The organism is Lacinutrix chionoecetis (assembly GCF_053604665.1).
Window position 1 is genome coordinate 14,535 of the sequence record NZ_JBSHNQ010000081.1, and the last position, 22,321, is coordinate 36,855.

Annotated in this window: 27 protein-coding genes; 12 read left to right on the plus strand and 15 right to left on the minus strand. The window is 32.9% G+C overall.

Translation table 11 applies throughout. The annotated features are described in order from the left end of the window. Positions 1–2: 2 nt before the first annotated feature. Both ACVC43_RS08555 and ACVC43_RS08560 read right to left on the minus strand, forming a co-directional pair. The gene (locus ACVC43_RS08555; RefSeq protein ID WP_452224092.1) at positions 3–1,085 is read right to left on the minus strand and encodes a mannose-1-phosphate guanylyltransferase; all 1,083 of its coding nucleotides are present in this window, start codon (positions 1,083–1,085) and stop codon (positions 3–5) included. Positions 1,086–1,093: 8 nt separating this feature from the next. After that, positions 1,094–1,690: a SprT-like domain-containing protein gene (locus tag ACVC43_RS08560; RefSeq protein WP_452224093.1), complete on the minus strand. Its 597-nt coding sequence runs from the start codon at positions 1,688–1,690 to the stop codon at positions 1,094–1,096. A gap of 250 nt (positions 1,691–1,940) precedes the next feature. Between ACVC43_RS08560 and ACVC43_RS08565 the strand changes: the two genes are divergently transcribed. Then, positions 1,941–2,996 (plus strand): polysaccharide lyase family 7 protein, encoded by a 1,056-nt coding sequence (locus ACVC43_RS08565; protein ID WP_452224094.1) that lies wholly within the window; start codon positions 1,941–1,943, stop codon positions 2,994–2,996. A gap of 7 nt (positions 2,997–3,003) precedes the next feature. On the opposite strand, the gene argS is transcribed toward ACVC43_RS08565, so the two are convergent. Continuing rightward, positions 3,004–4,797 (minus strand): arginine--tRNA ligase, encoded by a 1,794-nt coding sequence (argS, locus tag ACVC43_RS08570; RefSeq protein ID WP_452224095.1) that lies wholly within the window; start codon positions 4,795–4,797, stop codon positions 3,004–3,006. A 425-nt stretch (positions 4,798–5,222) separates the two neighbouring features. Here argS and ACVC43_RS08575 point away from each other — a divergent pair, with 425 nt between their 5' ends. Beyond that, positions 5,223–7,292, plus strand: coding sequence for a tetratricopeptide repeat-containing sensor histidine kinase (locus tag ACVC43_RS08575; RefSeq protein WP_452224096.1), 2,070 nt, complete (start codon positions 5,223–5,225; stop codon positions 7,290–7,292). Between the two features lies 1 nt (position 7,293). Here the strand turns inward: ACVC43_RS08575 and ctlX are convergent, their stop codons facing one another. Both ctlX and ACVC43_RS08585 read right to left on the minus strand, forming a co-directional pair. After that, complete coding sequence (gene ctlX, locus ACVC43_RS08580; RefSeq protein WP_452224097.1) at positions 7,294–8,226, minus strand: citrulline utilization hydrolase CtlX; 933 nt, start codon at positions 8,224–8,226, stop codon at positions 7,294–7,296. A gap of 54 nt (positions 8,227–8,280) precedes the next feature. Then, positions 8,281–8,835 carry a thioredoxin family protein gene (locus tag ACVC43_RS08585; RefSeq protein WP_452224098.1) on the minus strand — a complete coding sequence of 185 codons (555 nt, stop codon included), beginning with the start codon at positions 8,833–8,835 and terminating at the stop codon, positions 8,281–8,283. 215 nt (positions 8,836–9,050) lie between these two features. Here ACVC43_RS08585 and ACVC43_RS08590 point away from each other — a divergent pair, with 215 nt between their 5' ends. Then, complete coding sequence (locus ACVC43_RS08590; RefSeq protein ID WP_452224099.1) at positions 9,051–9,473, plus strand: hypothetical protein; 423 nt, start codon at positions 9,051–9,053, stop codon at positions 9,471–9,473. Between the two features lie 6 nt (positions 9,474–9,479). Here the strand turns inward: ACVC43_RS08590 and rimO are convergent, their stop codons facing one another. Continuing rightward, positions 9,480–10,787: a 30S ribosomal protein S12 methylthiotransferase RimO gene (rimO, locus tag ACVC43_RS08595; protein ID WP_452224100.1), complete on the minus strand. Its 1,308-nt coding sequence runs from the start codon at positions 10,785–10,787 to the stop codon at positions 9,480–9,482. Between the two features lie 107 nt (positions 10,788–10,894). Between rimO and ACVC43_RS08600 the strand changes: the two genes are divergently transcribed. After that, complete coding sequence (locus tag ACVC43_RS08600; RefSeq protein WP_452224101.1) at positions 10,895–11,974, plus strand: serine hydrolase domain-containing protein; 1,080 nt, start codon at positions 10,895–10,897, stop codon at positions 11,972–11,974. Here ACVC43_RS08600 and ACVC43_RS08605 read toward each other — a convergent pair. From ACVC43_RS08605 to ACVC43_RS08645, 9 genes are all read right to left on the minus strand, one after another. Further along, entirely contained in the window at positions 11,971–12,399 is a 429-nt protein-coding gene (locus ACVC43_RS08605; protein ID WP_452224102.1) for an SRPBCC family protein, read from the minus strand. The two genes, ACVC43_RS08600 and ACVC43_RS08605, sit on opposite strands and share 4 nt — an antisense overlap. Positions 12,400–12,464: 65 nt before the next feature. Then, the gene (gene ftsY, locus ACVC43_RS08610) at positions 12,465–13,439 is read right to left on the minus strand and encodes a signal recognition particle-docking protein FtsY (protein ID WP_452224103.1); all 975 of its coding nucleotides are present in this window, start codon (positions 13,437–13,439) and stop codon (positions 12,465–12,467) included. 271 nt (positions 13,440–13,710) lie between these two features. Next, entirely contained in the window at positions 13,711–13,863 is a 153-nt protein-coding gene (locus tag ACVC43_RS08615) for a DUF4295 domain-containing protein (RefSeq protein ID WP_452224104.1), read from the minus strand. Positions 13,864–13,883: 20 nt separating this feature from the next. Beyond that, positions 13,884–14,066, minus strand: a complete 183-nt coding sequence (gene rpmG / locus ACVC43_RS08620; RefSeq protein ID WP_055435478.1) for a 50S ribosomal protein L33 — start codon at positions 14,064–14,066, stop codon at positions 13,884–13,886. A gap of 26 nt (positions 14,067–14,092) precedes the next feature. After that, positions 14,093–14,329, minus strand: coding sequence for a 50S ribosomal protein L28 (gene rpmB / locus ACVC43_RS08625; protein ID WP_452224105.1), 237 nt, complete (start codon positions 14,327–14,329; stop codon positions 14,093–14,095). Positions 14,330–14,408: 79 nt separating this feature from the next. Beyond that, positions 14,409–15,656 carry a competence/damage-inducible protein A gene (locus ACVC43_RS08630; protein ID WP_452224106.1) on the minus strand — a complete coding sequence of 416 codons (1,248 nt, stop codon included), beginning with the start codon at positions 15,654–15,656 and terminating at the stop codon, positions 14,409–14,411. 3 nt (positions 15,657–15,659) lie between these two features. Continuing rightward, positions 15,660–16,001, minus strand: a complete 342-nt coding sequence (locus tag ACVC43_RS08635) for an Hpt domain-containing protein (RefSeq protein WP_452224107.1) — start codon at positions 15,999–16,001, stop codon at positions 15,660–15,662. Continuing rightward, positions 16,002–16,613, minus strand: coding sequence for a fumarylacetoacetate hydrolase family protein (locus ACVC43_RS08640; RefSeq protein ID WP_452224108.1), 612 nt, complete (start codon positions 16,611–16,613; stop codon positions 16,002–16,004). A 98-nt stretch (positions 16,614–16,711) separates the two neighbouring features. After that, positions 16,712–17,485: an exonuclease domain-containing protein gene (locus ACVC43_RS08645; RefSeq protein WP_452224109.1), complete on the minus strand. Its 774-nt coding sequence runs from the start codon at positions 17,483–17,485 to the stop codon at positions 16,712–16,714. A gap of 90 nt (positions 17,486–17,575) precedes the next feature. Here ACVC43_RS08645 and ACVC43_RS08650 point away from each other — a divergent pair, with 90 nt between their 5' ends. The 8 genes from ACVC43_RS08650 (at position 17,576) to ACVC43_RS08685 (ending at position 22,130) form a co-directional block, all read left to right on the plus strand. Next, entirely contained in the window at positions 17,576–18,214 is a 639-nt protein-coding gene (locus ACVC43_RS08650; RefSeq protein ID WP_452224110.1) for a glutaredoxin family protein, read from the plus strand. Positions 18,215–18,346: 132 nt separating this feature from the next. After that, positions 18,347–18,940, plus strand: a complete 594-nt coding sequence (locus ACVC43_RS08655) for a Crp/Fnr family transcriptional regulator (protein ID WP_452224111.1) — start codon at positions 18,347–18,349, stop codon at positions 18,938–18,940. A 67-nt stretch (positions 18,941–19,007) separates the two neighbouring features. Continuing rightward, the gene (locus tag ACVC43_RS08660; protein WP_452224112.1) at positions 19,008–19,886 is read left to right on the plus strand and encodes a pirin family protein; all 879 of its coding nucleotides are present in this window, start codon (positions 19,008–19,010) and stop codon (positions 19,884–19,886) included. A gap of 42 nt (positions 19,887–19,928) precedes the next feature. After that, a complete protein-coding gene (locus ACVC43_RS08665; protein ID WP_452224113.1) occupies positions 19,929–20,132 on the plus strand; it encodes a (4Fe-4S)-binding protein in 204 nt (67 codons plus the stop codon). 8 nt (positions 20,133–20,140) lie between these two features. Next, a complete protein-coding gene (locus ACVC43_RS08670; RefSeq protein WP_452224114.1) occupies positions 20,141–20,425 on the plus strand; it encodes a GNAT family N-acetyltransferase in 285 nt (94 codons plus the stop codon). A gap of 115 nt (positions 20,426–20,540) precedes the next feature. Next, the gene (locus ACVC43_RS08675) at positions 20,541–20,750 is read left to right on the plus strand and encodes a hypothetical protein (RefSeq protein ID WP_452224115.1); all 210 of its coding nucleotides are present in this window, start codon (positions 20,541–20,543) and stop codon (positions 20,748–20,750) included. Positions 20,751–21,042: 292 nt separating this feature from the next. Then, a complete protein-coding gene (locus ACVC43_RS08680) occupies positions 21,043–21,546 on the plus strand; it encodes an RNA polymerase sigma factor (RefSeq protein ID WP_452224116.1) in 504 nt (167 codons plus the stop codon). Then, positions 21,543–22,130 (plus strand): hypothetical protein, encoded by a 588-nt coding sequence (locus ACVC43_RS08685; RefSeq protein ID WP_452224117.1) that lies wholly within the window; start codon positions 21,543–21,545, stop codon positions 22,128–22,130. The genes ACVC43_RS08680 and ACVC43_RS08685 overlap by 4 nt, the downstream gene beginning before the upstream one ends. The last annotated feature ends 191 nt before the right edge of the window (positions 22,131–22,321 follow it).

Here is a 22,321-nt window from a genome sequence, read left to right on the forward strand (position 1 = left end):
ATCTATCCTAAATCATCTCCAAACCGATTTTTTACTTTTTGGAGTACTTGTTTAATGTCTTGTTCTTTTGTTTTTGGAAAGATAAGTAAAACTTCATCTTTATCCACAATAATATAATCCTGTAAACCATCTACCACGACAACTTTGTCTTTTTTGGTTCGTATCATATTACCAGAGGCGTCTTCGGTAAGTGTTCGCGCATTTACAACCGCGTTGTTATTGCTGTCTTTATCTAATTTATCGTATAGGCTTCCCCATGTACCAAGGTCGTTCCAATCAAAAGTGGCTGGAAGCACAAAAACATTTTTAGATTTTTCCATAAGGGCATAATCCACCGAAATATTTTCGGCTTTGCCATAATTTTCCTTAATAAAATTATCCTCTTCAGTGGTGTTGTAAGCGTCTATTCCGTTTACAAATAATTTAAATAACTCTGGCTGATTGTTCTTAAATGCTGCAATTACACTTTTTACACTCCACATAAAGATACCTGCATTCCATAAAAAATTACCTTGAGCAATAAAGATTTTGGCAGTGTCATAATCTGGTTTTTCACGAAATTGCTTAACCGCTTTTATAGAATTTGTTGTTGATTTATCGTATTCAATATACCCATAACCTGTATTTGGAAAAGTTGGCTGTATACCTAAAGTCATTAAAGCATCATTAGTTTCGCAAAAATTAAAGGCTTGTTTTACATTCTCTGTAAAAGCGGTTTCATCTTCTATCCAGTGATCGCTGGGAGCAACAATCATCACAGCATTGGGATTTTCTTTTTCTATTTTTAAAGCAGCATATAAAATACAAGGTGCGGTATTTCGCATTTCTGGTTCTAAAACGACTTGACGTTTAGTTACCTCTGGCAATTGCTCGAAAACCAAATCGCTGTAGCTCTCGTTGGTTAATATGAAAATATTTTCTTTCGGTATAACATTAGCCAAACGGTTAAATGTTTTCTGTATCAACGTATCTCCTGTTCCTAACATATCGTGAAATTGCTTAGGGAAGTCTTGCGTACTTACGGGCCAGAACCTAGATCCAACTCCACCTGCCATCAGTATGGCATAATAGTTTTTATTTTTCATTTCTTTCATTAATCGAGTATTACTATTTCAGCATTAGGATTAAACAAATATACTTTACCTGTGGCAATCTCAACACACTCATAACGTTTTACTCGTTTTTTTCCTTTTTTAAATACTTTTTTGTTTCTGAATTTAAAAGCTGTTCCTAAAGGCACTTCAAAAATATAGGTTTTGTTAGCATTTTCATCAAACTGCTTTAAAGCTCGTGCTAAATTAACATCTGTATCGCTACTCGCTTTTGGATTCTTAAAATGTTTTGCCAATAATGGCAGTAACTCCATTGGAAACACCTCTGGGTTTAAAAACGGCAGCATTAAATGCTGGAAGGTACGTTTCCACTCTAAACCATGTGGCTTGATAGCTTTACCATAAGAGTTGTAAGCTTCGAAATGCGCAATTTCGTGAATTAATGTAATTAGAAACTGGTATTTATTGAGGCTGTTATTAATGGTTATTTGGTGTTTTCCGTTAGGTAATTTCCTATAATCACCGTGTCTGGTTTTACGCTCTTTTTTTATTAAGACCGTAAGATTATCGTGCTCTAAAAGCTGAAGTACTTTAGGCAAAGACAAATTTGGAATATAGTTTTGAAGCATGTTTTGCATTACAGCAAAAATAAGAAAAGAGATTCGACTAAGTAGAATTTTTAATACACTTCATTTTACAATTTTATATTGCACGAATTTAAAATCTAATTAGAATAAAGATTCTTAATCTCGATCGATTTCAATTTCTTTAAATTCAAGAAAGCAGAGGTTCTTGACATTACCACATTTTTGCGCTAACTTCGTAAGAGATCTATTCAATTAAAATTTAAACCAACATAACATGTATAAAGAGACCTTTAAAAAAATTATGACAATTATAATTCTTTGTATGACTCTAATTGCGTGCAAAGATGCAACAAAACAACCTAATAAGGCAGAAACTACAGAAACCATCTATGCAAGTGACATCACGCCTTTTTTTGAACATTGGAATTTAATTTTAGGAGATGGTTCCAACGCCGGAATAGCAAAAAATTTTGAACATAAGGATTTCTTTTACACTGCCAATGATAGTCAAGATAATTGGGTGGTTTACAAAGCACCTAATGCAGGTGATACGCACGGCACATCGAATAATACAAGAACAGAATTGGCACAAACCAAAAAATGGTATCCTGAAACGGCTAACGACAAATTAACTGCCACACTTAAAGTTATGAACGTTTCTACTACTGGAGATGCACGCGTAGCAGCTTCGTATGCTGTGGTTGTAGGGCAAATTCACAGTGCAGATGGTCATGAAAATGAGCCGCTAAAAATATTCTATAAGAAATTTCCAGGCCATGCTAAAGGCTCTGTTTTTTGGCATTATGAAATAAATACTGCTGGTGATGATAATTCTGGACGATGGGATTACTCTACAGCGGTTTGGGGCAACGACTTTTCAGTGGTTGGTACAGATGAAAACACTTACCCAGAAGAACCTAAAGACGGTATTGCTATAGGCGAAGAGTTTAGTTATGAAATTGAAGTTAAGGATGGTATGATGTATTTAAAATTTACGAGTGATGGTCATGAAACGAAATCATTTACTAAAAACTTGGTACAATCTGAATATATAACAACCGCAGATATACCTGAGCAAACTAAAAAATTGTTTGTACCTATTGGTCAAGACGGAGTCGAGCGTAAAAATGCATATGCAGACGAAGGTCTTTTTTTTAAGCTAGGTTCTTACAACCAAACCAATGGCAAATCTCCAGACGTAAATAAAAACTGGTGTTCTGGAGCAGAAACTCATGGTGGTGACATTAAGAAACAATACGCAGATGGAAATTACGCTGAAGTTTGGTTTAAAAATGGCACTATCTCTGTTAGTGAAACCGCTGTTTCCAATAAAGGGTATTTTAATAAAAATGATTAAATTAAAACTACATTCTTTCTGGTACTCTAATTCCTAATAGACTAAACGCATTTTTAATAGTATGAGCAACGACTTTAGAGAGTTGTATTCTAAATGTTTTATCGGTTTCACTATCTGCTCCAAGGATAGAAACATTTTGGTAAAACGAATTAAACTCCTTTACCAGCTCGTAAGTATAATTCGCTATTAATGCAGGACTATAGTTTAATGCCGCATTTTCTATTACTTCTGGAAACAGCTGTAATTGTTTTAATACTGCTTTTTCTTTATCATGCAATTTGTAAGACGTTGCTATAGTATTTAAATTTTGAACCTTATCATTTACATTAGCTTTACGTAAAATAGATTGTATTCTCGCATAAGTGTATTGTATAAAAGGACCAGTATTTCCTTGAAAATCTATAGACTCTTTAGGGTCGAATAGAATTCTTTTTTTAGGATCTACTTTTAAAATATAATATTTTAAAGCACCCAATCCTATAGTTTTATAGAGTTCTGCTTTTTCTTCATCACTATAGCCATCCAATTTTCCTAAATCTTCAGAAATTTCCTGAGCAGTACTTGCCATGTCTTTAATTAAATCATCTGCATCCACAACGGTTCCTTCTCTACTTTTCATTTTTCCGCTTGGTAAATCGACCATACCATAACTTAAATGATAAAGATTTTTTGCCCAATCGAAGCCTAATTTTTTAAGGATTAAAAACAACACCTGGAAATGGTATTCCTGCTCATTACCAACAGTATACACCATACCATCAACATTAGGAAAATCTTTGGCACGTTGTATGGCTGTACCAATATCCTGTGTCATATAAACTGCTGTTCCATCACTACGTAGAACAATTTTTTCGTCTAAGCCATCTTCTGTTAAATCGCACCATACAGAGCCATCTTCTTTTTTAAAAAACACACCTTTATTTAACCCTTCATCTACAAATTCCTTTCCTAATAAATAGGTTTGGCTTTCGTAATAAAGCTTATCGAAATCCACACCAAGATCATTATAAGTCACATCGAAGCCATTATAAACCCATTGATTCATTTTCTCCCAAAGATCAACAACCTCGCTGTCACCCGCTTCCCATTTTTGAAGCATTTGTTGTGCTTCAATTAAAATAGGTGCTTGTTTTTTGGCATCTTCTTCTGTATAACCTTTTGCCTTTAATGCTTCAATTTCCTTTTTATATTCCTGATCAAATTTTACATAATAGTTACCAACTAATTTATCGCCTTTTAAGCCTGTAGATTCTGGAGTTTCTCCTTTTCCAAAACGTTGCCAAGCCAACATACTTTTACAAATATGAATGCCTCGATCGTTAATAATTTGTGTTTTGTACACTTTTTTGCCAGATGCTTTTATAATTTCGGCAACACTATAACCTAAGAGGTTATTTCTTATGTGTCCTAAATGCAAAGGTTTATTAGTATTTGGCGAAGAATATTCTACCATTACAGCTTTGTCTTCTGGTTTTGGCTTTGTTAAACCGAAGGTTGATTCATCTTTTATATCATTAAAAAAACCGATGTAATAATAATCAATAATCTCGATATTTAAAAAGCCCTTTACTACGTTATAAGCTTTTACTTCTTTAACATTTTCCATTAAAAATTCACCTATTGCCTCTCCTATTTGCACAGGATTTCCTTTTACAACGCGCAGCATTGGAAACACTACTACTGTAATATCTCCAGCAAACTCCTTACGGGTTGCTTGAAACTCTACAGTTTCTAAATTGGTGCTATAGATTGTACTTACGGCTTGTTTTACTGCATTGGTAAGTGTGGCTTGAAGACTCATTTATACTTGTAATTTTAGACCGACAAAGATAGTATTTATTGACTGATATTGATTTATATTCTATTTAATTATCTTTTATTTAAATAGTATTTTACCATTTTAATGTTTTAAAAAGCGCAATGTTATTTCTTTTTTTTGAAATTGTATTTCACCGAAAAATGATAACAAAAACCGAATAATATTGCATTGTTTTTCTTATTTATCGGTATATTGCACTGTTGAATTTTTTGTATTTTCACTTCAACTAATTTATTGACTTTAAAACCCGAAAATTAGCATAAGAGTTGGTTTTTTTCAATTTTTGATAAAGCTATTATCCAACTTAAATTAATCCCTAACTTACACATGTCTATACTAACTAACATTCGCTTTTACACTTTTATTAAAACCATTAGTTAATTTTTGTTGCTTAGTTATAAGTATTTATGAAAAGACTAATTGTTCTTATATGCCTATTATTTTCTCTTGCCTCATTTGCACAATCTGAAGAGCTGGAGAGCCTTCGTATTGAACTAACTTTTCAAAAACCAGATACTTCTAAAATTGTTACTTCGGTTAAAATTATAAAATTATTATATCACACCAATGATTACGATAATGCCTTAAAGTACATTAAAGGTGCCGAAAAACTTTCTGAAGAGTTAAATTACAGCAAAGGACTTGCAAATATTAGCTATTACAAAGCTTTAATTTATAATAAAAAAGACGATTATATTAATGCTTCTATTGAATTAAAGAAAGCAAAACAGTTATTCGAAACATTAAAAGATACCCTTGCAATTGCTAAAGCAAATAACCAATTAGGTATAATTGAGATAGAACGTGGTAATTATAAAGCTGGTTTAAAATATGCTCATGAAGGGATTAACACCTTAAAAAAAAGACAACAACATGAAGATTTAGGTATTGCATACGCCAGTTTGGCGAAAGCCTACCAGACAGTTGGCTCAACAGATAAAGCAATTGACTATAACTTAAAAAGCCTCGAAACTTATAGCATAACTAACAATGTAGAAGGATTAGTAGCTGGTTATATAGATGTGGCTAAGTTATATTTTAATAAAAAAGACTATAAAAAAGCTATTCGCTACTACGAGAATGCTATAAATCATTTAGAAGCCGATAATGAAGTACTAAAAGCGGTTATTTTTCCAAACTTAGGAGGCGCTTATATAAAGACTGAAGATTATAAAGTTGCTGCAGATTATTTAGTTGAAGGCATAAAACTTAACAGGAAATTAAATAATGAAGAGGGCATAATAAAATCGCTTAATAACCTTGGCGAATTAAATGTACTACGAAAACGCTATAAAACAGCAGAATCGCAATTATTAGAAGCTGGAAATTTAGGACGACAAAGCGACAACAAGCTTGAACTTTTAAAAAGTTATAGGCTAATGAAAACCATTGACTCGACTAAAGGAAAGTTTGAAAGTGCTTTTGCCTGGCAAAGAGAATACTTTAAAATTAAAACAAGTATTGAGGCAGAGCAGAACAATTCCAGCTTACAATCTTTTGAAGAAGATACAATAAGCGAAGCCATAGCTGAACCTGTTAATGCTTTCGAGAACAATCTGCCTACCATTAATGATCTTGAAAATAAGAAAAAACTAGACCGATTAAAACTTATTTTCTATGCCGTTTTGGCTGCCTTTGCTGTGGTATTAGTCTTTTTTGTGCTCTTTTATCTAAAACGCAACAGTCGCTTAAAATACACCAGAGAACTTGAAACAAAAAACCAAAAAATAGAATTACAAAACGAAGCGATTTTAGAACAAAGTAAGCATTTACAAAGTGTAAATGAAGTCAAGGACAAGCTTTTTTCTATTGTTTCCCACGATTTAAAAGACTCGCTTACCTCTACAAAAGGATTTATAGATTTATTAAAAGAAGGGCAACTATCTCAAGAAGAATTTCATAATTTATTACCAGAATTAAGTGAAAATGCCAATAACGCATCACTATTATTATTTAATTTATTGAATTGGTCTAAATCGCAAATGCAATCTTTAAAACCTAAACCATCGTTGTTTGATATTCAAGAAGTGTTTTACGAAAAATTAAAATTAGTAGAACAAAAAATTCAAAACAAAGGTATTACCCTTAAAGATAACACCTTGCGTGATTTTGTTTATGCAGACAGAAGTATGGTAGAAATAATACTTCAAAATCTTTTAGCAAATGCCGTCAAATTTTGTAAAAAAGGCGACACCATAACTATATCTAACACCATAAGTAATGGTAGTGCTATAATTAGTGTGGCAGATTCTGGCGTTGGCATAACGGTGGAGAATCAGCATAAGCTCTTTGGCAATAATACATTTACTACTATTGGTACCGAAAATGAAAAGGGAACTGGTTTAGGCTTAACTATTTGCAGAGAACTAGTAGAATTAAATAAGGGTAAAATTTGGGTAGATAGCGAAATAAATAAAGGTAGCACCTTTTTTGTGGAACTACCTAAAACCAGAGTGGAAGACCCTATAAATACATGAACTACACCTTTGGTAGAAACACCTCAGCCATCATACAGCGAGCGCTTCCGCCTCCACAAGTCTCGATAGTTTCAAGAGAACTTGACAAGATGTCGCAATGCTTTTCTATAAGTTTTATTTGAGCTGACGATAAAGAATCGTGAGCAGCTTTACTCATTACCAAATATAATTTATCTTCTTTACCTCTTACTTGCAGCATATTTCCAGCAAAACGATGCATTTGTGCTTCTGTGATTCTAATTATTTCTTTGTTATCATCCGTTAGATTCTTTATAACATTTTTACGTTCTCTTTTGTCATCTATACTGTCCAAACATATAACAGCAAATGTTTCTGCTAAACACATCATTACATTAGTATGATAAATTGGTAAACGCTTTCCGTCTACTGTTTGGTTTGCCGTAAATACAATAGGTGTGTATTCAAAATCTTCACAAAACTCAATAAACAATGTTTCATCTGCCCTTGCAGACAATGCGCAATAAGCTTTATCATTAACACGATCTAACACCAGACTCCCTGTACCTTCCAAAAAGACGCCTTCGTCTTCAGCAGCCGTATAATCTATAATGTTATTAATTTTAAAACCCTCGCTTTCTAAACGAATAAAAACCTCATCCCTGCGTTCTTTACGTCTGTTTTCGGCAAACATAGGGTACAAACCTACATTGCCATTTTCATGAAAACTCACCCAGTTATTAGGGAATATAGAGTCTGGAGTATCCAATAATTTATCGTCTTCTTCTACTATTACATTAATACCTACAGCTGTCAATTTTTCTACATAAGCATCAAATTCCTGTTGTGCTTTTGCATTAATTTCAGCATTTTTTAAATCTAAATCTTCCTGAAAATAATTATTAACTGCAGTTTGCTCGTTCATTCTAAAATGAACTGGACGAATCATTAAAATAGTATTAGTAGTTTGTTGCATATTACGAGTTTTGCGCAAAAGTACTTTAAATTTTAGATAACTCGTTAGATTATTTTACTTCCATTTAATATTACAACCTAAACTTGGTTTTTGCGTTTCAAGAGGTGCTTCATTTTTTAAAACCGCTTCAATAGCTGCTCTTATGTCCTTTCCAGTAACTTTTATTTTATTTCCAGGTCTTGAATCGTCTAACTGTCCATGGTATGTGGCTTTTAAATTAGCATCGAATACATAAAAATCTGGCGTACAAGCAGCATCGTAAGCTTTTGCTACGTCTTGAGTTTCATCGTACAAATAAGGAAAAGGATATTTTAAGTTTGTTGCAACCTGTTTCATTAATTCTGGTCTGTCCTGCGGATATTTTTCTACATCATTACTGCTAATAGCAATAAATCCAATGCCTTTTTCTTTGTATTGATTTGCAATATTTACAAGTTCCTTATTTACGTGTACTACAAAAGGACAATGATTACATATAAACATGATAACAGTACCCTTATCGCCTTTTAATTGATGTAAATTCATAGTTTTATTAGTAACTACATCTTGTAAAGAAAATTCTGGAGCAAGTGTTCCGTTTTCGAATGTATTAGATTCTGTTCGTGCCATATTTTTAAGTTTTAAGTTGCATTTAAAATTAATAGAAAAGTAAATAACTCGCAATTAATAGTATAGAATAATTAAGCAGTAATTGAGTAAGTAATTATTTACAAAAAATTAAATCAACAGCTTTTTATCGATATTTTTGGTAATTTATTTGACTAATTAAAAAATTATTGCTTTATTCGTATCGATTAATAGCAACCCTTAACATATTCCCTTAAATGAAGTATCCCTTAATACTCTTGTTTACCCTTTTCTCATTTTCAATTTTTGCTCAAAATAACGACAAAGCTTTATTAAAAGTAACACGTTATAAACTTCACCCAACTGAATTAAACATTCAAAACGATGTTGATGCAGAAAAAGTGAATTTGAAAATTTACTATTTAAAAGAAGGTAACATTACAGAAGATTATCGTTTTTTTAAACCTAAGAAAAATGAAATTCTTTTTTTCTACGGTATCGACAGTGAGTCTAAAACCACACAAATGTTTTTTAAATTACACGATAATTTAAAGAAAGCCTATAAAAAGAAAAACTTTGAGAAATTTATTAAGTTAATTGAAGTTTTAGAATACAATGTATTCCCTACAGAAGTAGACTTTTCTGGAATGGAAGCCTATGCTGCTTTAGAACGTATTTAGTAATTTTTATTTAGTTACTACTTCTGCGTACAAATCGAAATCGGCAGCTTCGGTAATTGTTACAGTAGCAAATTCTCCTGTTTTTAAGTAAGTTTTAGTAGCATCAATTAATACTTCATTATCGACGTCTGGAGAATCAAATTCGGTACGTCCTACAAAGTATTCGCCTTCTTTTCTATCGATAACCACTTTAAATTGCTCGCCAATTTTTTCTTGATTTAGTTCCCAAGAAATTTGAGACTGGATTTCCATAATCTCATTGGCACGTTCTTGCTTCACCTCTTCTGGTACATCGTCTACCAAATTAAAAGCATGCGTGTTCTCTTCATGAGAGTAAGTAAAACACCCTAAGCGCTCAAATCGCATTTCGCGAACCCATTCTCTTAATTCTTCAAAATTTTCCTGTGTCTCTCCAGGATAACCTACAATTAAGGTTGTACGAATGGTCATGCTTGGCACAGTCTTTCTAAATTCTTTTAGAAGTTTAGTAGTCTTTTCTTTGGTTGTGCCACGACGCATACTTTTTAAAATATCGTCGCTAATATGTTGTAATGGTATATCTAAGTAATTACAAATTTTAGGTTCACGATTCATGACATCCAGTACGTCCATAGGAAATCCTGTTGGAAAGGCGTAATGTAAGCGAATCCACTCAATACCTTCTACTTTTACTAAATTCTCAAGTAACTCTGCCAAGTTTCTTTTTTTGTATAAGTCTAATCCGTAATACGTTAAATCTTGTGCTATTAAAACCAATTCTTTGACTCCGTTTGCAGCTAATTTTTCTGCTTCGGTAACTAAATCTTCAATTGGTGTGCTCTTATGTTTGCCTCGCATTAGAGGAATTGCACAAAAACTACATGGTCTGTCGCAGCCTTCGGCAATTTTTAAATATGCGTAATTTTTTGGTGTGGTTGTTAAGCGTTCGCCTATTAGCTCATGTTTGTAATCTGCTCCTAATGCTTTTAGTAAACCTGGCAGCTCAGTGGTGCCAAAATATTGATCGACGTTTGGAATTTCTTTTTGTAAATCTGGTTTGTAGCGTTCAGACAGGCAGCCTGTTACAAATACTTTATCAACATTACCTTCTTCTTTTTTCTGCATGTATTCCAAAATGGTATTCACACTCTCTTCCTTGGCGTTATTAATAAAACCACAGGTATTAATCACTACAATATTACCTTCCTCTTCATGCACAACATCTTTGCCACTGGCTTTTAGTTGTCCCATTAACACTTCGCTGTCGTAAACATTTTTACTACAACCTAAGGTTATAACATTGATTTTGTTCTTTTTAAGTGACTTAGTACGCATATCTCAATTTTGGACTGCAAAGATACATAATGATTTGAGATTTACGTTTAATAGTATGCGATTAAACTTTTGACTAATTTTTAGGTCTTACAATAAACCGAAAGCCAATGAAAACTTTTATACCATTTACATTTATCTTTTTAATATTCTCTGTCTTAGGTTGTAGTGTTGCCGATAACAATACTCAAAACGAAGCCGTATTCAATGAAGACAACTACTTCCCACCATTAAATAGTGATGTTTGGGAAACAAAATCATTAACTAATTTGAATTGGAATGAAGCTGAGCTACAACCTTTAATCGACTTTTTAGAAGAGAAAAACTCTAAAAGCTTTTTGGTGCTACACAAAGGAAAAATTGTTTTAGAACACTACTTTAATAATCATGATGCATCTACCAATTGGTATTGGGCAAGTGCAGGAAAAACATTAACTACCGCTGTTTCTGGTATTGCTCAAGACGAAGGATTGATAGATATAAATGCTAAAGTTTCTACTTATTTAGGAACTGGCTGGACGAGCGCCTCTCCAGATAAAGAGAACTTAATAACCTGTAAAAATTTACTATCGATGACCTCTGGTCTAAATGACACCCTTGGAGACTCGGTTGCACCAGAAAATCTACAATATCTTGCAAATGCCGGAACACGTTGGGCATACCATAATGTCTATGTAAAGATGCAAGATGTTATTGCAGATGCAAGTAGCCAAAGCTGGACAGATTATTTTAATGTAAAGCTTAAAAATAAAATTGGAATGAATGGCACCTGGATACCTATTGGTGATTTAAGTGTATATTGGAGTAACACCAGAAGTATGGGGCGTTTTGGTTTAATGATTGCTTCGCATGGAAAATGGGAAGATTCTCAAATAGTATCTGAACAATTTTTAAATGAAGCTATAAACACCTCTCAAAATATAAATGAAGCTTACGGTTATTTGTGGTGGCTTAATGGAAAATCTTCATATCATTTGCCGCAAACTCAAATTAAATTTTCTGGCAAATTAATAACAAACGCGCCAAATGACATGTATTGTGCGTTAGGAAAAAATGATCAAAAAATTTACATTGTCCCAAGTAGAGATTTGGTAATTATTAGAATGGGAGAAGCTGCGAGTGAAGACAATTTTGGGCTTTCTACTTTCGATAATGACCTATGGGAGAAAATTAATTTACTAATTAATTAATCGCGTTTGTTGAACGGCACAATTATACCTGTTTCAAGATATTTTTTTAAGCCTTTTAGCAATAAAGCCCAACAGTAAGAGGTATTTCTAAAATGATGATTATTAACTTGCCAATTACTGTGAGTAAATTCCACCAAAGTACCATGTTCATGGTCTTTTAATTCAAAACCGAAAGTTGTCGGATTCCAATCCTCATTGGCGTTTGTTATTTTTAAATAGAAGGATTCGTTTGGATTAACTTGCGAAACTTTGCAATACCAATCGTATTTATCTGTAAAATTAAGATTGTATTCTGCCTCTAATTCTGGTTTCCCTGAAGATTTTAGCGTCCACCAGTTGTTAAGATATTTTGGCTGTGTAATAGCACTGAAAACTTTTTCTTTTGAGGTTTTTATAACTAAATCGTGGTAGATTGTGTAACTCATTTATCTAAGATACTAAATATAGTTTAAAAAGATTGCCACGTCATGCTTCCTCGCAATGACAAATTTTACTTAAAGAAGCTATCTACAAACTCATATTTATTAAAAACCTGCAAGTCTTCAATACCTTCGCCAACTCCAATATATTTAACTGGTATTTGAAACTGGTCGCTAATTCCAATAACCACACCTCCTTTTGCTGTGCCATCCAGTTTTGTTACAGCAAGTGAAGTTACTTCGGTTGCTGCTGTAAATTGTTTTGCCTGCTCGAATGCGTTTTGTCCTGTTGAGCCATCTAAAACTAATAAGACATCGTGTGGCGCATCGCCAATTACTTTTTGCATAACACGCTTCACTTTGGTTAACTCGTTCATTAAGTTTATTTTATTATGCAAACGTCCTGCGGTATCAATTATAATAACATCGGCATTTTGTGTCACTCCAGATTCTAATGCATCGAACGCCACACTCGCCGGATCACTTCCCATATCCTGGCGTACCATTGGCACATCTACTCTGTCTGCCCAAACTTGTAGTTGGTCTATTGCTGCTGCTCTAAACGTATCTGCAGCACCTAAAACTACTTTTAAGCCTTGCTTTTTAAATTGATAGGCTAATTTACCTATGGTCGTTGTTTTACCAACACCATTAACGCCAACAACCATAAGTACATAGGGCGTTTTTGTGCCGTTGGCCTGAGGCTCTAATTTTGGTATGGTATATTCTGTATCTTCACCAGAATTAGTTTCGCTTAATAAGCCTGCAATTTCTTCACGAAGTATTTTATTAAGCTCATCGGTTCCTAAATATTTATCTTTAGCTACGCGTGCTTCTATACGGTCTATAACTTTTAAAGTTGTATTTACACCAACGTCGCTGGATACTAATACTTCTTCAAGGTTATCTAAAACATCGTCATCTACTTTAGATTTTCCTGCAACGGCTTTACTTAATTTACCTAAAAAACTGGTGCTTGTTTTTTCCAGACCTTTATCTAAAGTTTCCTTTTTTTCTGAGGAGAATATTTTTTTAAAAAAACTCATTTTTGTTGTTTGTTGTTTTTTGTTTGGTTGCAAAGCTGAAGCCTTACGAAAATTATGCGTTAGGGATTGAACGGTTTGTTTGAGCTCCTCGCAGAGAGCGAGTAGTGAAAGCCCGACCTTTATGGTAACGCCCTAATGCTTATTTTACTATAACAATTGTTGCTCCTTTTTTTAAGAAACTGCTACATTGTCATTACTATGAAATGTAAATATAAAACAAAAGCCGCTTTCTAAATGAAAGCAGCTTTAAAATATTATATAAGTAGTCGTCTTATTTCTTGTTTAAGAAATCGTCTACTAATTCTGGTGCCATAATTGATTCCACAAACATGTAAGCTCCTGTTTTTGGAGATTTTTCCATACGGATTGCTTTAGACAATCTCTTAGATCCTGTTTGTAATGATGCTACTGATTTCTTTGCCATAATTCTAAAAAATTATCTAATTATTTAATTTCTTTGTGAACAGTCATTTTCTTTAAGATTGGATTAAATTTCTTTATCTCCATTCTATCTGGTGTGTTCTTTTTATTCTTAGTCGTAATATAACGAGAAGTTCCTGGTTGTCCAGACTCTTTGTGCTCTGTGCACTCTAATATTACTTGTACTCTGTTACCTCTTTTTGCCATTTTCTTATTACTTTATAGCGTGGCTATTATTTATAAAATCCTTTAGCTCTTGCATCTTTTAACATTGCCGCAATACCAATCTTATTGATTGTTTTTAAAGCAGAAGTAGAAACTTTTAAAGTTACCCACTTATCTTCTTCAGGAAGAAAAAAACGTTTTTTAATTAAGTTCGCGTTGAATTTACGTTTAGTTCTATTCATTGCGTGCGATACGTTGTTTCCAACCATTGCTTTCTTTCCTGTAAGTTCACAAACTCTTGACATTACTTATAACTTTAAAATTGTTATTAAAATTCGAGGTGCAAATATATGAAATGTTTTAGTATTGACAATCTGTTTTTTATCAATTTTTAAAAATTTCTTTTAGAAGCTGTTCTAAGGCCTTGTTTACTGCTTTGTTTATTACTCTTATCCTGTTATTACCAAGTTCAAGTTTTTGCGATATTACACCAGATTTTGTGGCTACAGCAATATAAACGGTTCCAACAGCAACCTCTGCATCTCCTTTTGTTGGTCCTGCATTACCTGTGGTTGCTATTGCATAATCTGTACCATATAAACTGCGACACTGTGCGGCCATTGCTTCTGCAACTGGCGCACTTACTACAGAATGTTTTTTAATTACCTCTGCCGAAACCCCTAAAATATCAATTTTTGTTTGTGTGGCATAAGGCACGATGCCGCCTTTAAAAAAACTGGAAGATCCAGCATGTTGAGTAAAGGTCTCGGCTAGTTTTCCTCCTGTACAACTTTCGGCGATGGATAAGGTTTCGTTTCGTTTTGTTAATTCTCTGGCTATTAACACTTCTATTTCACCATCATCTTCTAAACCAAAAAACACCTCTTTTATTAAGGGTAAAACAGTTTCTATTTGCGCGTATATTTGTTTATTTAAAGCTGTTTCATCGGTACCTTTTCCAGATAATCTTAATCTTACTTTACCTAAGTTTGGCAGATAAGCAAGTTTTATGTTTTTTGGCAAATTATCTTCCCATGCTTCAATTTTGGCTGCCAACATACTTTCTCCCATGCCATAGGTAAGTAATGTTTTATGAATAATAAAAGGGCGTTTATATTTTACTTTTAATTTTGGGAGGACTTCATTTTCTATTAAGGCTTTCATTTCGTAAGGCACGCCTGGCAAAGAAATAAACACTTTATTTTCTTTTTCAAGCCACATGCCTGGAGCACTACCAACTACATTCATTAATGCTTTTGCTTTCGATGGAATAAGCGCCTGATCTAAGTTGACCTGTTGCAGTGGTTGCTTGACATGATCTCGCCACAGTCTTTTAATATTTTTTGTTACTAAAGGATCCCGAACCAAGGTATCGTTAAAATATTCTGAAATTGTAATTTTTGTAATGTCGTCTTTGGTTGGGCCTAAACCTCCTGTGAGAATAATAATATCGGCATTTTTCTCGGCAGCTGCTAACGCTTGTAGAATATGCTGCTTATCGTCTTGAATTGAAGTAATTTGATAAACCGAGACTCCAATGGCATTAAGCGCCTTGCCTATAAAAGCCGAATTGGTGTCTATAACTTGCCCAATGAGAATCTCATCTCCAATGGTAATAATTTCGGCTTGCATTATTTACAAGTTAAAGTCTGATTTAATTTCGGAGGCTGCGTTCTCTACTGCTTCCAAAACATCTGCTAATTGTGCAGAGACATCCTCGTTAGACTTTTCATACTTTCCCCAATCTTGTACTTCAATTAACTTGTCTAATACACCAAGTTCGAAAACATCTATTGTTGGCTTCATTTTATGAGCTGTCTGGTATGTTTGGAGCATGTTTTTATTTTCGACTGCCTGTTTTAAGACTACAGCATCTGCAGGTACTTCTTCAAGAAAAGTTTCGGCCAGAGCTAATATAAAATCTTCATCGTTATCTGCGAGTTCTCGTAATCGGTGTAGTTTGTAGTGTTGTTCCATTTATTTAATTGTTATAGAAAATAACTGCTTATCTTCTATGTATCCTATTAATTTATCGTTTGCAACTACCTTGCCAACTCCTGCCGGAGTTCCGGTAAATATAATATCTCCTATCTTTAAAGTAAAATATTTAGACACATATTCGACGATTTCATCAATTTTCCATAACATTAGGCTTGTATTTCCTTGTTGCACCACTGTTTCATTCTTTTTTAAACTAAAATTTAAATTGTTTAAATCGATAAATTCTGTTTTGGGCAACCATTTTCCAACAACTGCAGCGCCATCAAAAGCTTTAGCTTTTTCCCAAGGCAATCCTTTTGCTTTTAATTGTGTTTGCAAATCGCGCGCTGTAAAGTCGATACCTAGTCCTATTTCATTATAATATTTGTGAGCAAATTTTTTATCTATATACTTTCCAACACGATTAATTTTCACCAAAACTTCTACTTCATGCTGCACATCGTTAGAAAATTCTGGAATAAAAAAAGGTTGTTTTTTTAGCAATATTGCTGTATCTGGTTTTAAAAACACCACAGGATCTGTGGGTTTTTCGTTTTCCAATTCTTTTATATGGTCTGTGTAGTTTCTTCCTATGCAGATTAGTTTCATCGAAAATTTCCAATTTTCATTTCCGCGAAAGCGGAAATCTCATTAATGTTATCTCAGTTAAAAAATGGATTCCTGCGTTCACAGGAATGACAAAGAAATTAAATTTTATTATTGAAGGCTCTTAGCTTAATCGCTGTCAATACCTTTTTTGTATATAAAGGAAAATCGGCGTTTAAAAGCCAGCCAAAATATCCAGGTTCTTTGTCTAAAACGTCTAATACCCTTTTATTTTTGTGCTTCCCAAATGAAAAGCACTCTTCTCCATCTTCATTAAAATTAATAAAACCGGCAAAATCTGCAAACCTTTTATGCGAACTAAATTCGGCTAAAAACTTGGCGTTGTTTTCTAAATCGTCGTAACGGTCTAACTGTGCTTTTAGCACTTCGTAAGTTGCCATAGTATCTGCTTCGGCACTATGCGCGTTTTCTAAATTTTTATCGCAGTAAAACTTATAAGCTGCGGCAAGTGTGCGTTTTTCCATTTTATGAAAAATTGTTTGCACATCTATTGCCACGCGACCTTTCATATCGAAATCTATATCTGCACGCAACATTTCTTCGGCTAATAAAGGGATATCGAAACGGTTAGAGTTAAAACCTGCTAAATCGCAATCTTTAATCATATTATTAATCTCTTTCGCCAATGCTTTAAAGGTTGGCTCGTTTGCTACACGTTCATTAGTTATACCATGTATAGCAGAAACCTCTTCGGGAATTGGCATTTCTGGGTTTACCAACCACGTTTTACTTTCCTTATTTCCATTTGGAAACACTTTTAATATTGAAATTTCTACGACTCTGTCTTTAGATATGTTGATTCCTGTAGTTTCTAAATCGAAAAAGCAAACTGGTTTCGTGAGATTTAATTGCATGTAATTTGTAATTTTGTACCAATACTATGGTACGATTTATGCAAATATAATTGTATTATGTTATTTTTACTTTGTTATCATTTTTTAAATATGAAGAAATACCTTACACTCCTTACTATTTTATTATTAACCTGTAACTGTTTTGCTCAAAACGAGCATAAATATGTTAAGCTTTCCGAAGAAAAGAAAGGCAAACGTTTAACGCTTTATGCTACAAATACCGATTCGCTTTCCTACGATATTTTTTTAAAAGTAGACACAAAAGATTTTAGACGCAGCAGCAACAGGCCTATTATTAGAAATATTGCTGCCAATAGTAAAATTAAGTTAATGACACTTATTCAATTGGCAGGCACCGAAGGCAATTACGAATCTGTTTTTGTGGTTAATGAAGTGGCTTATAGTTTAGAGCTTGATAAAGATTTTGAGGCATTAGATTTTAAACTCGATAGAGCCATTAAAGAAAAGAAAGTAACTATTTTTACCAAAGACGATTGTCTTATTTGCCCAGACACCAAGCGTATTTTAGATAATAACAAGATTAGATATACAGAGTATAATATTGATAAAGACAGTACCAATTATCTTAAAATTATTAAAGAATTTAAAACTAATAAACAAAGCCGCTTCGAAAATAGAATACCACTTTTAAAGGTAGATGGCGCAGTTTACAACAACATAAAAAGTGTTGAAGATTTTATTGGCGCTTTACGCGAAGCTTTTAATTAACCTTTAGTTTTTGAGCTTTTTTTAGATTAACTTAGTTAAAACACTATTAAAACTATTCCTGCTTCCACAAGTAACCAAAGGTTGTATTTTAGTATATGTTTTACCAACTTAAAGAAATCTAAAATTAGTGACATGAACAGTTTTAATCTAAAAGCTTTTTTAGCCTCGAATCTTGATGTAAACGAAAAAGAAATTGTTTCTATAGTAGAAAACTGCACTACAAAAACGGTTAAAAAAGACCAATATCTTCTACGTGAAAACGAACATTGTACACATACTTTTTTTGTTGAAAAAGGCTTATTACGACAATTTACCATAGACCAAAAAGGCAAAGAACATATTTTATCTTTTGCTCCAGAAAGTTGGTTTGTAACCGACAGGGAAAGCTCTTATTTCAACAAGCCTTCTATTTACTATATTCAAGCCTTAGAAGACAGCCAGGTTATTTTATTAGATGAAAACTTTGTAAAATTACTAATAGAGAAAATACCAAGCTTCTTAGACTTTAATAACCGATTGTTACACAATCACATCAGGCATTTACAGAAACGTATTAACCTGTTATTAAGCGCTGCGGCAGAAGACAGATATTTGCAGTTTATTAAAATGTATCCAGACATTTTGTTACGTGTGCCACAAACAATGGTTGCTTCGTATTTAGGTATTACACCAGAAAGCTTAAGTCGTGTTCGCAAAGAACTGGCTCAAAAAAACTTTAAACAATAGGCTTCTTATCATACATCAATGCACAAAATAATCTGCAAGTGTAAATTCGTTGTATAAAAATAAAGATATGAAAACAAAAGCAGTAGAATTAATAGCAAGCCCAAGAGCACCACATTTTGTTGGTGATGGTTTTAGAGTACATAATTTTATACCAAGTGGCTTTAGGTTAGACATGCAACGTATGGATCCTTTTATTTTGTTAGACTACAATTCAACATATAAATTTCCACCAAGTACCAAGCCAAAAGGTGTTGGTGTGCATCCGCACAGAGGTTTCGAAACCGTAACCATAGCTTACAAAGGTAAAGTAGCACACCACGATAGTAGTGGTGGTGGCGGAGTTATAGGCGAAGGCGATGTACAATGGATGACAGCTGCCAGTGGTGTGCTGCATAAAGAATACCATGAGGAAGAATGGAGTAAAACTGGTGGCGACTTTCAAATGGTGCAACTGTGGGTTAATTTACCCAAGAAAGATAAAATGAGTAAACCTAAATATCAAGCCATAAAGCATGATGCTATAAACCGCTATACGTTAGAAGATAACGCAGGCCATATTGAAGTTATTGCTGGCGAATACCAAGGCACAACAGGAGTTGCCTCTACCTTTACACCTATAAATATGTTTAATGCTAAATTAAACAAAGGTGGCAAAGCAACATTTAATTTCCCTGCCAATTTCAATACAGCACTTCTTGTATTAGAAGGAGATATTGTAATTAATAATACAGAAGAAGCACCAACAGACCATTTAGCGTTAATGGAAAACGATGGAGAAACCTTCACAATTAAGGCTACAGACAATGCCACTGTTTTAATTTTAAGTGGTGAGCCTATTAACGAACCCATTGCTGCACACGGTCCTTTTGTAATGAATACCAAAGAAGAACTAAAAGAAGCGTTTAATGATTTTAACAACGGGAAATTTGGTTATTTAGAAGATTAATTTTGAAGTAATAACCATTATAAACCTTAAAATGAATAACTTATGGAAACAAAAGCATATACCAATGGAGAGGTAACCATTTTATGGAAAGCTAAAAAGTGCATACATTCTGGAATTTGCGTAAAAACGTTACCCGAAGTTTATAACCCAAAAGAAAGACCATGGATAAAACCAGAAAATGCAACCTCACAGCAATTAACAGATCAAGTGTTAAAATGCCCTTCGGGAGCATTAAGTATTAAATAAGAGATTTTATGGCAACTATAAAACAAGAAGATAACGACAAAAAAGGACGCTTTGCAATTTATAAAAACGATGAATTTGCAGGCGAATTAACCTATACGTGGGCAGGAAAAAACAAATTTATAATAGACCATACTGGCGTTGAAGACCAATTTGGCGGTCAAGGTTTTGGTAAAAAACTGGTAATGAAATCTGCAGCATTTGCGAGAGAGAATAATTTAAAAATCATCCCGCTTTGTCCATTTGCAAAAAAGATTTTAGAAGCAGATGAAAGTTTTAACGATGTTCTTGCATAGAGTAAAATCTATTACCAAGGTATTTTAAAATATGTTATTAGTTGTTGGATTTAGACTTTGTGGAAATTTTAAGTTAACTTCGTTAGGCTTATATTAAACAAAATAATTCTCTATTATGAAAAATGTAATTCTTGCTGTTAAAGTATTAGTATTAACAATATTTGGGGTTTTAGGAGCACTATCAATATTAATGTTTCCTAATTTAATTGGACATAATGACCCTGAAGCGTCATTGATTGGCTATTTTTATTTGGGATTATTATTAATTTCAGTTTCAGTCTTTTATCTAATTTTAAAAAAAGAATTTAAACCTATTCGTAATTAAATTACTCCTTTCATAAAATTAGATGTAATAGTTTAGAACAATGTAAAACATTTTTTATTTTTTTTTTAGATGTTTTACTCTATTGAGTATTTGACTTTACAGTAGAAATAGTTGAACTTCATTTAACGAATGATATAAAAAATTAAAACGATTTTATATCAGAGAACATTGCCATTAATACTAACCGAACGACCGTAAATAACAGCTTTATCATCTTTTTTACTAAAAAAACGACGAAAGTGTCATATTTAGGAAACTTTTGTAACTAAAGTAGTAAAGGGAAGTATTAAAAATGGAAAAACAAAAAACCACATTTCTTTCTGCCTTAAAAGAAAATCAGGATAAATTATATAGAATTTGCTCAATTTATTCCGATAATAATGAAGATTCTAAAGACCTATTTCAGGAGGTTTTAGTTCACATTTGGAAGTCAATGAGCTCATTTAAAGGTAATTCATCTATTGACACCTGGATATTTAGGATAGCATTAAATGTTTGTCTTCGTTTTAAATCTAAACATACAAAGAACCAAAATCGATTTATAAGATTAGATAGTATGACTATTGCTAATATAGGTTCTGAAAAAGCTAATGAAGAAGACAATGAAAAACTAATAGCTTTAAGAAAGTGTATCAAAAAATTGAATGAAGGAAACAAAGCTATAGTAGCTCTATACTTGGAAGGGTTGGCATACCGAGAAATTTCAGATATACTTGGATTATCTGAAAATCATATAGCTGTAAAAATCAAGCGGATAAAATCAAAATTATTTAACTGTATAAAAGAAACATTATGATTGAAGATGAATTAATTAAAATCTGGCAATCGTCCAGTAATCAGGAGCGCATAAAATGGGAGAAATCTAAATTAATGATAGAATTGCAATCAAGTTTAAAACGTTTACACAGATGGTGGAACTATTTAGAACTTTCAGAGACACTTTTAGCTGTATTTGGAGTTTTGTTATCTACTCTTTTGTTTTTCAAGATTCCATTCATTCTAACAAAAATAGCATTAGCTTTAATGATTATTTGTGCTCTTTATTTAATAATCAAATATCGAGGTGTTAAAAAATATCAACCAAGTGATTTGGAAGAGAATTATCTAAATTATCTCAAAAAAAACCAGGAATATCTTCAAGTGCAAAAAAAATTCCTTAAAACATATTTGTATTGGGGAATTTTACCTGTTTATCCAATAATGTTATTATTTACTATCAGCATTTGGGAAAAGATTCCAGTATATCTAATTGTCTTTATAAATTTAGCTACAATCGGAATAGGTCTTTATGGATATTTATTAAATAAGATTAGAGTTAAAAAAGAAATTAACCCGAGAATTGATAGAGTTAATGAATTAATAATTACATTAGAACAATAGCCTATGATATTTAAATATAGACCCTCAAAAGTTTCAACAAATTTATTAGAGCAATTGTCAAAAATTTTGAGTTTTTCAACTTCAAAAACAAGAAGAGAAACAATTAAACAAAAAAGAAGTCAAAATCGGAATAAAAAGAACTAATGGCAACAACGTGTATAATTAATTGCTTTGGCAAGTGCTAATTTGGA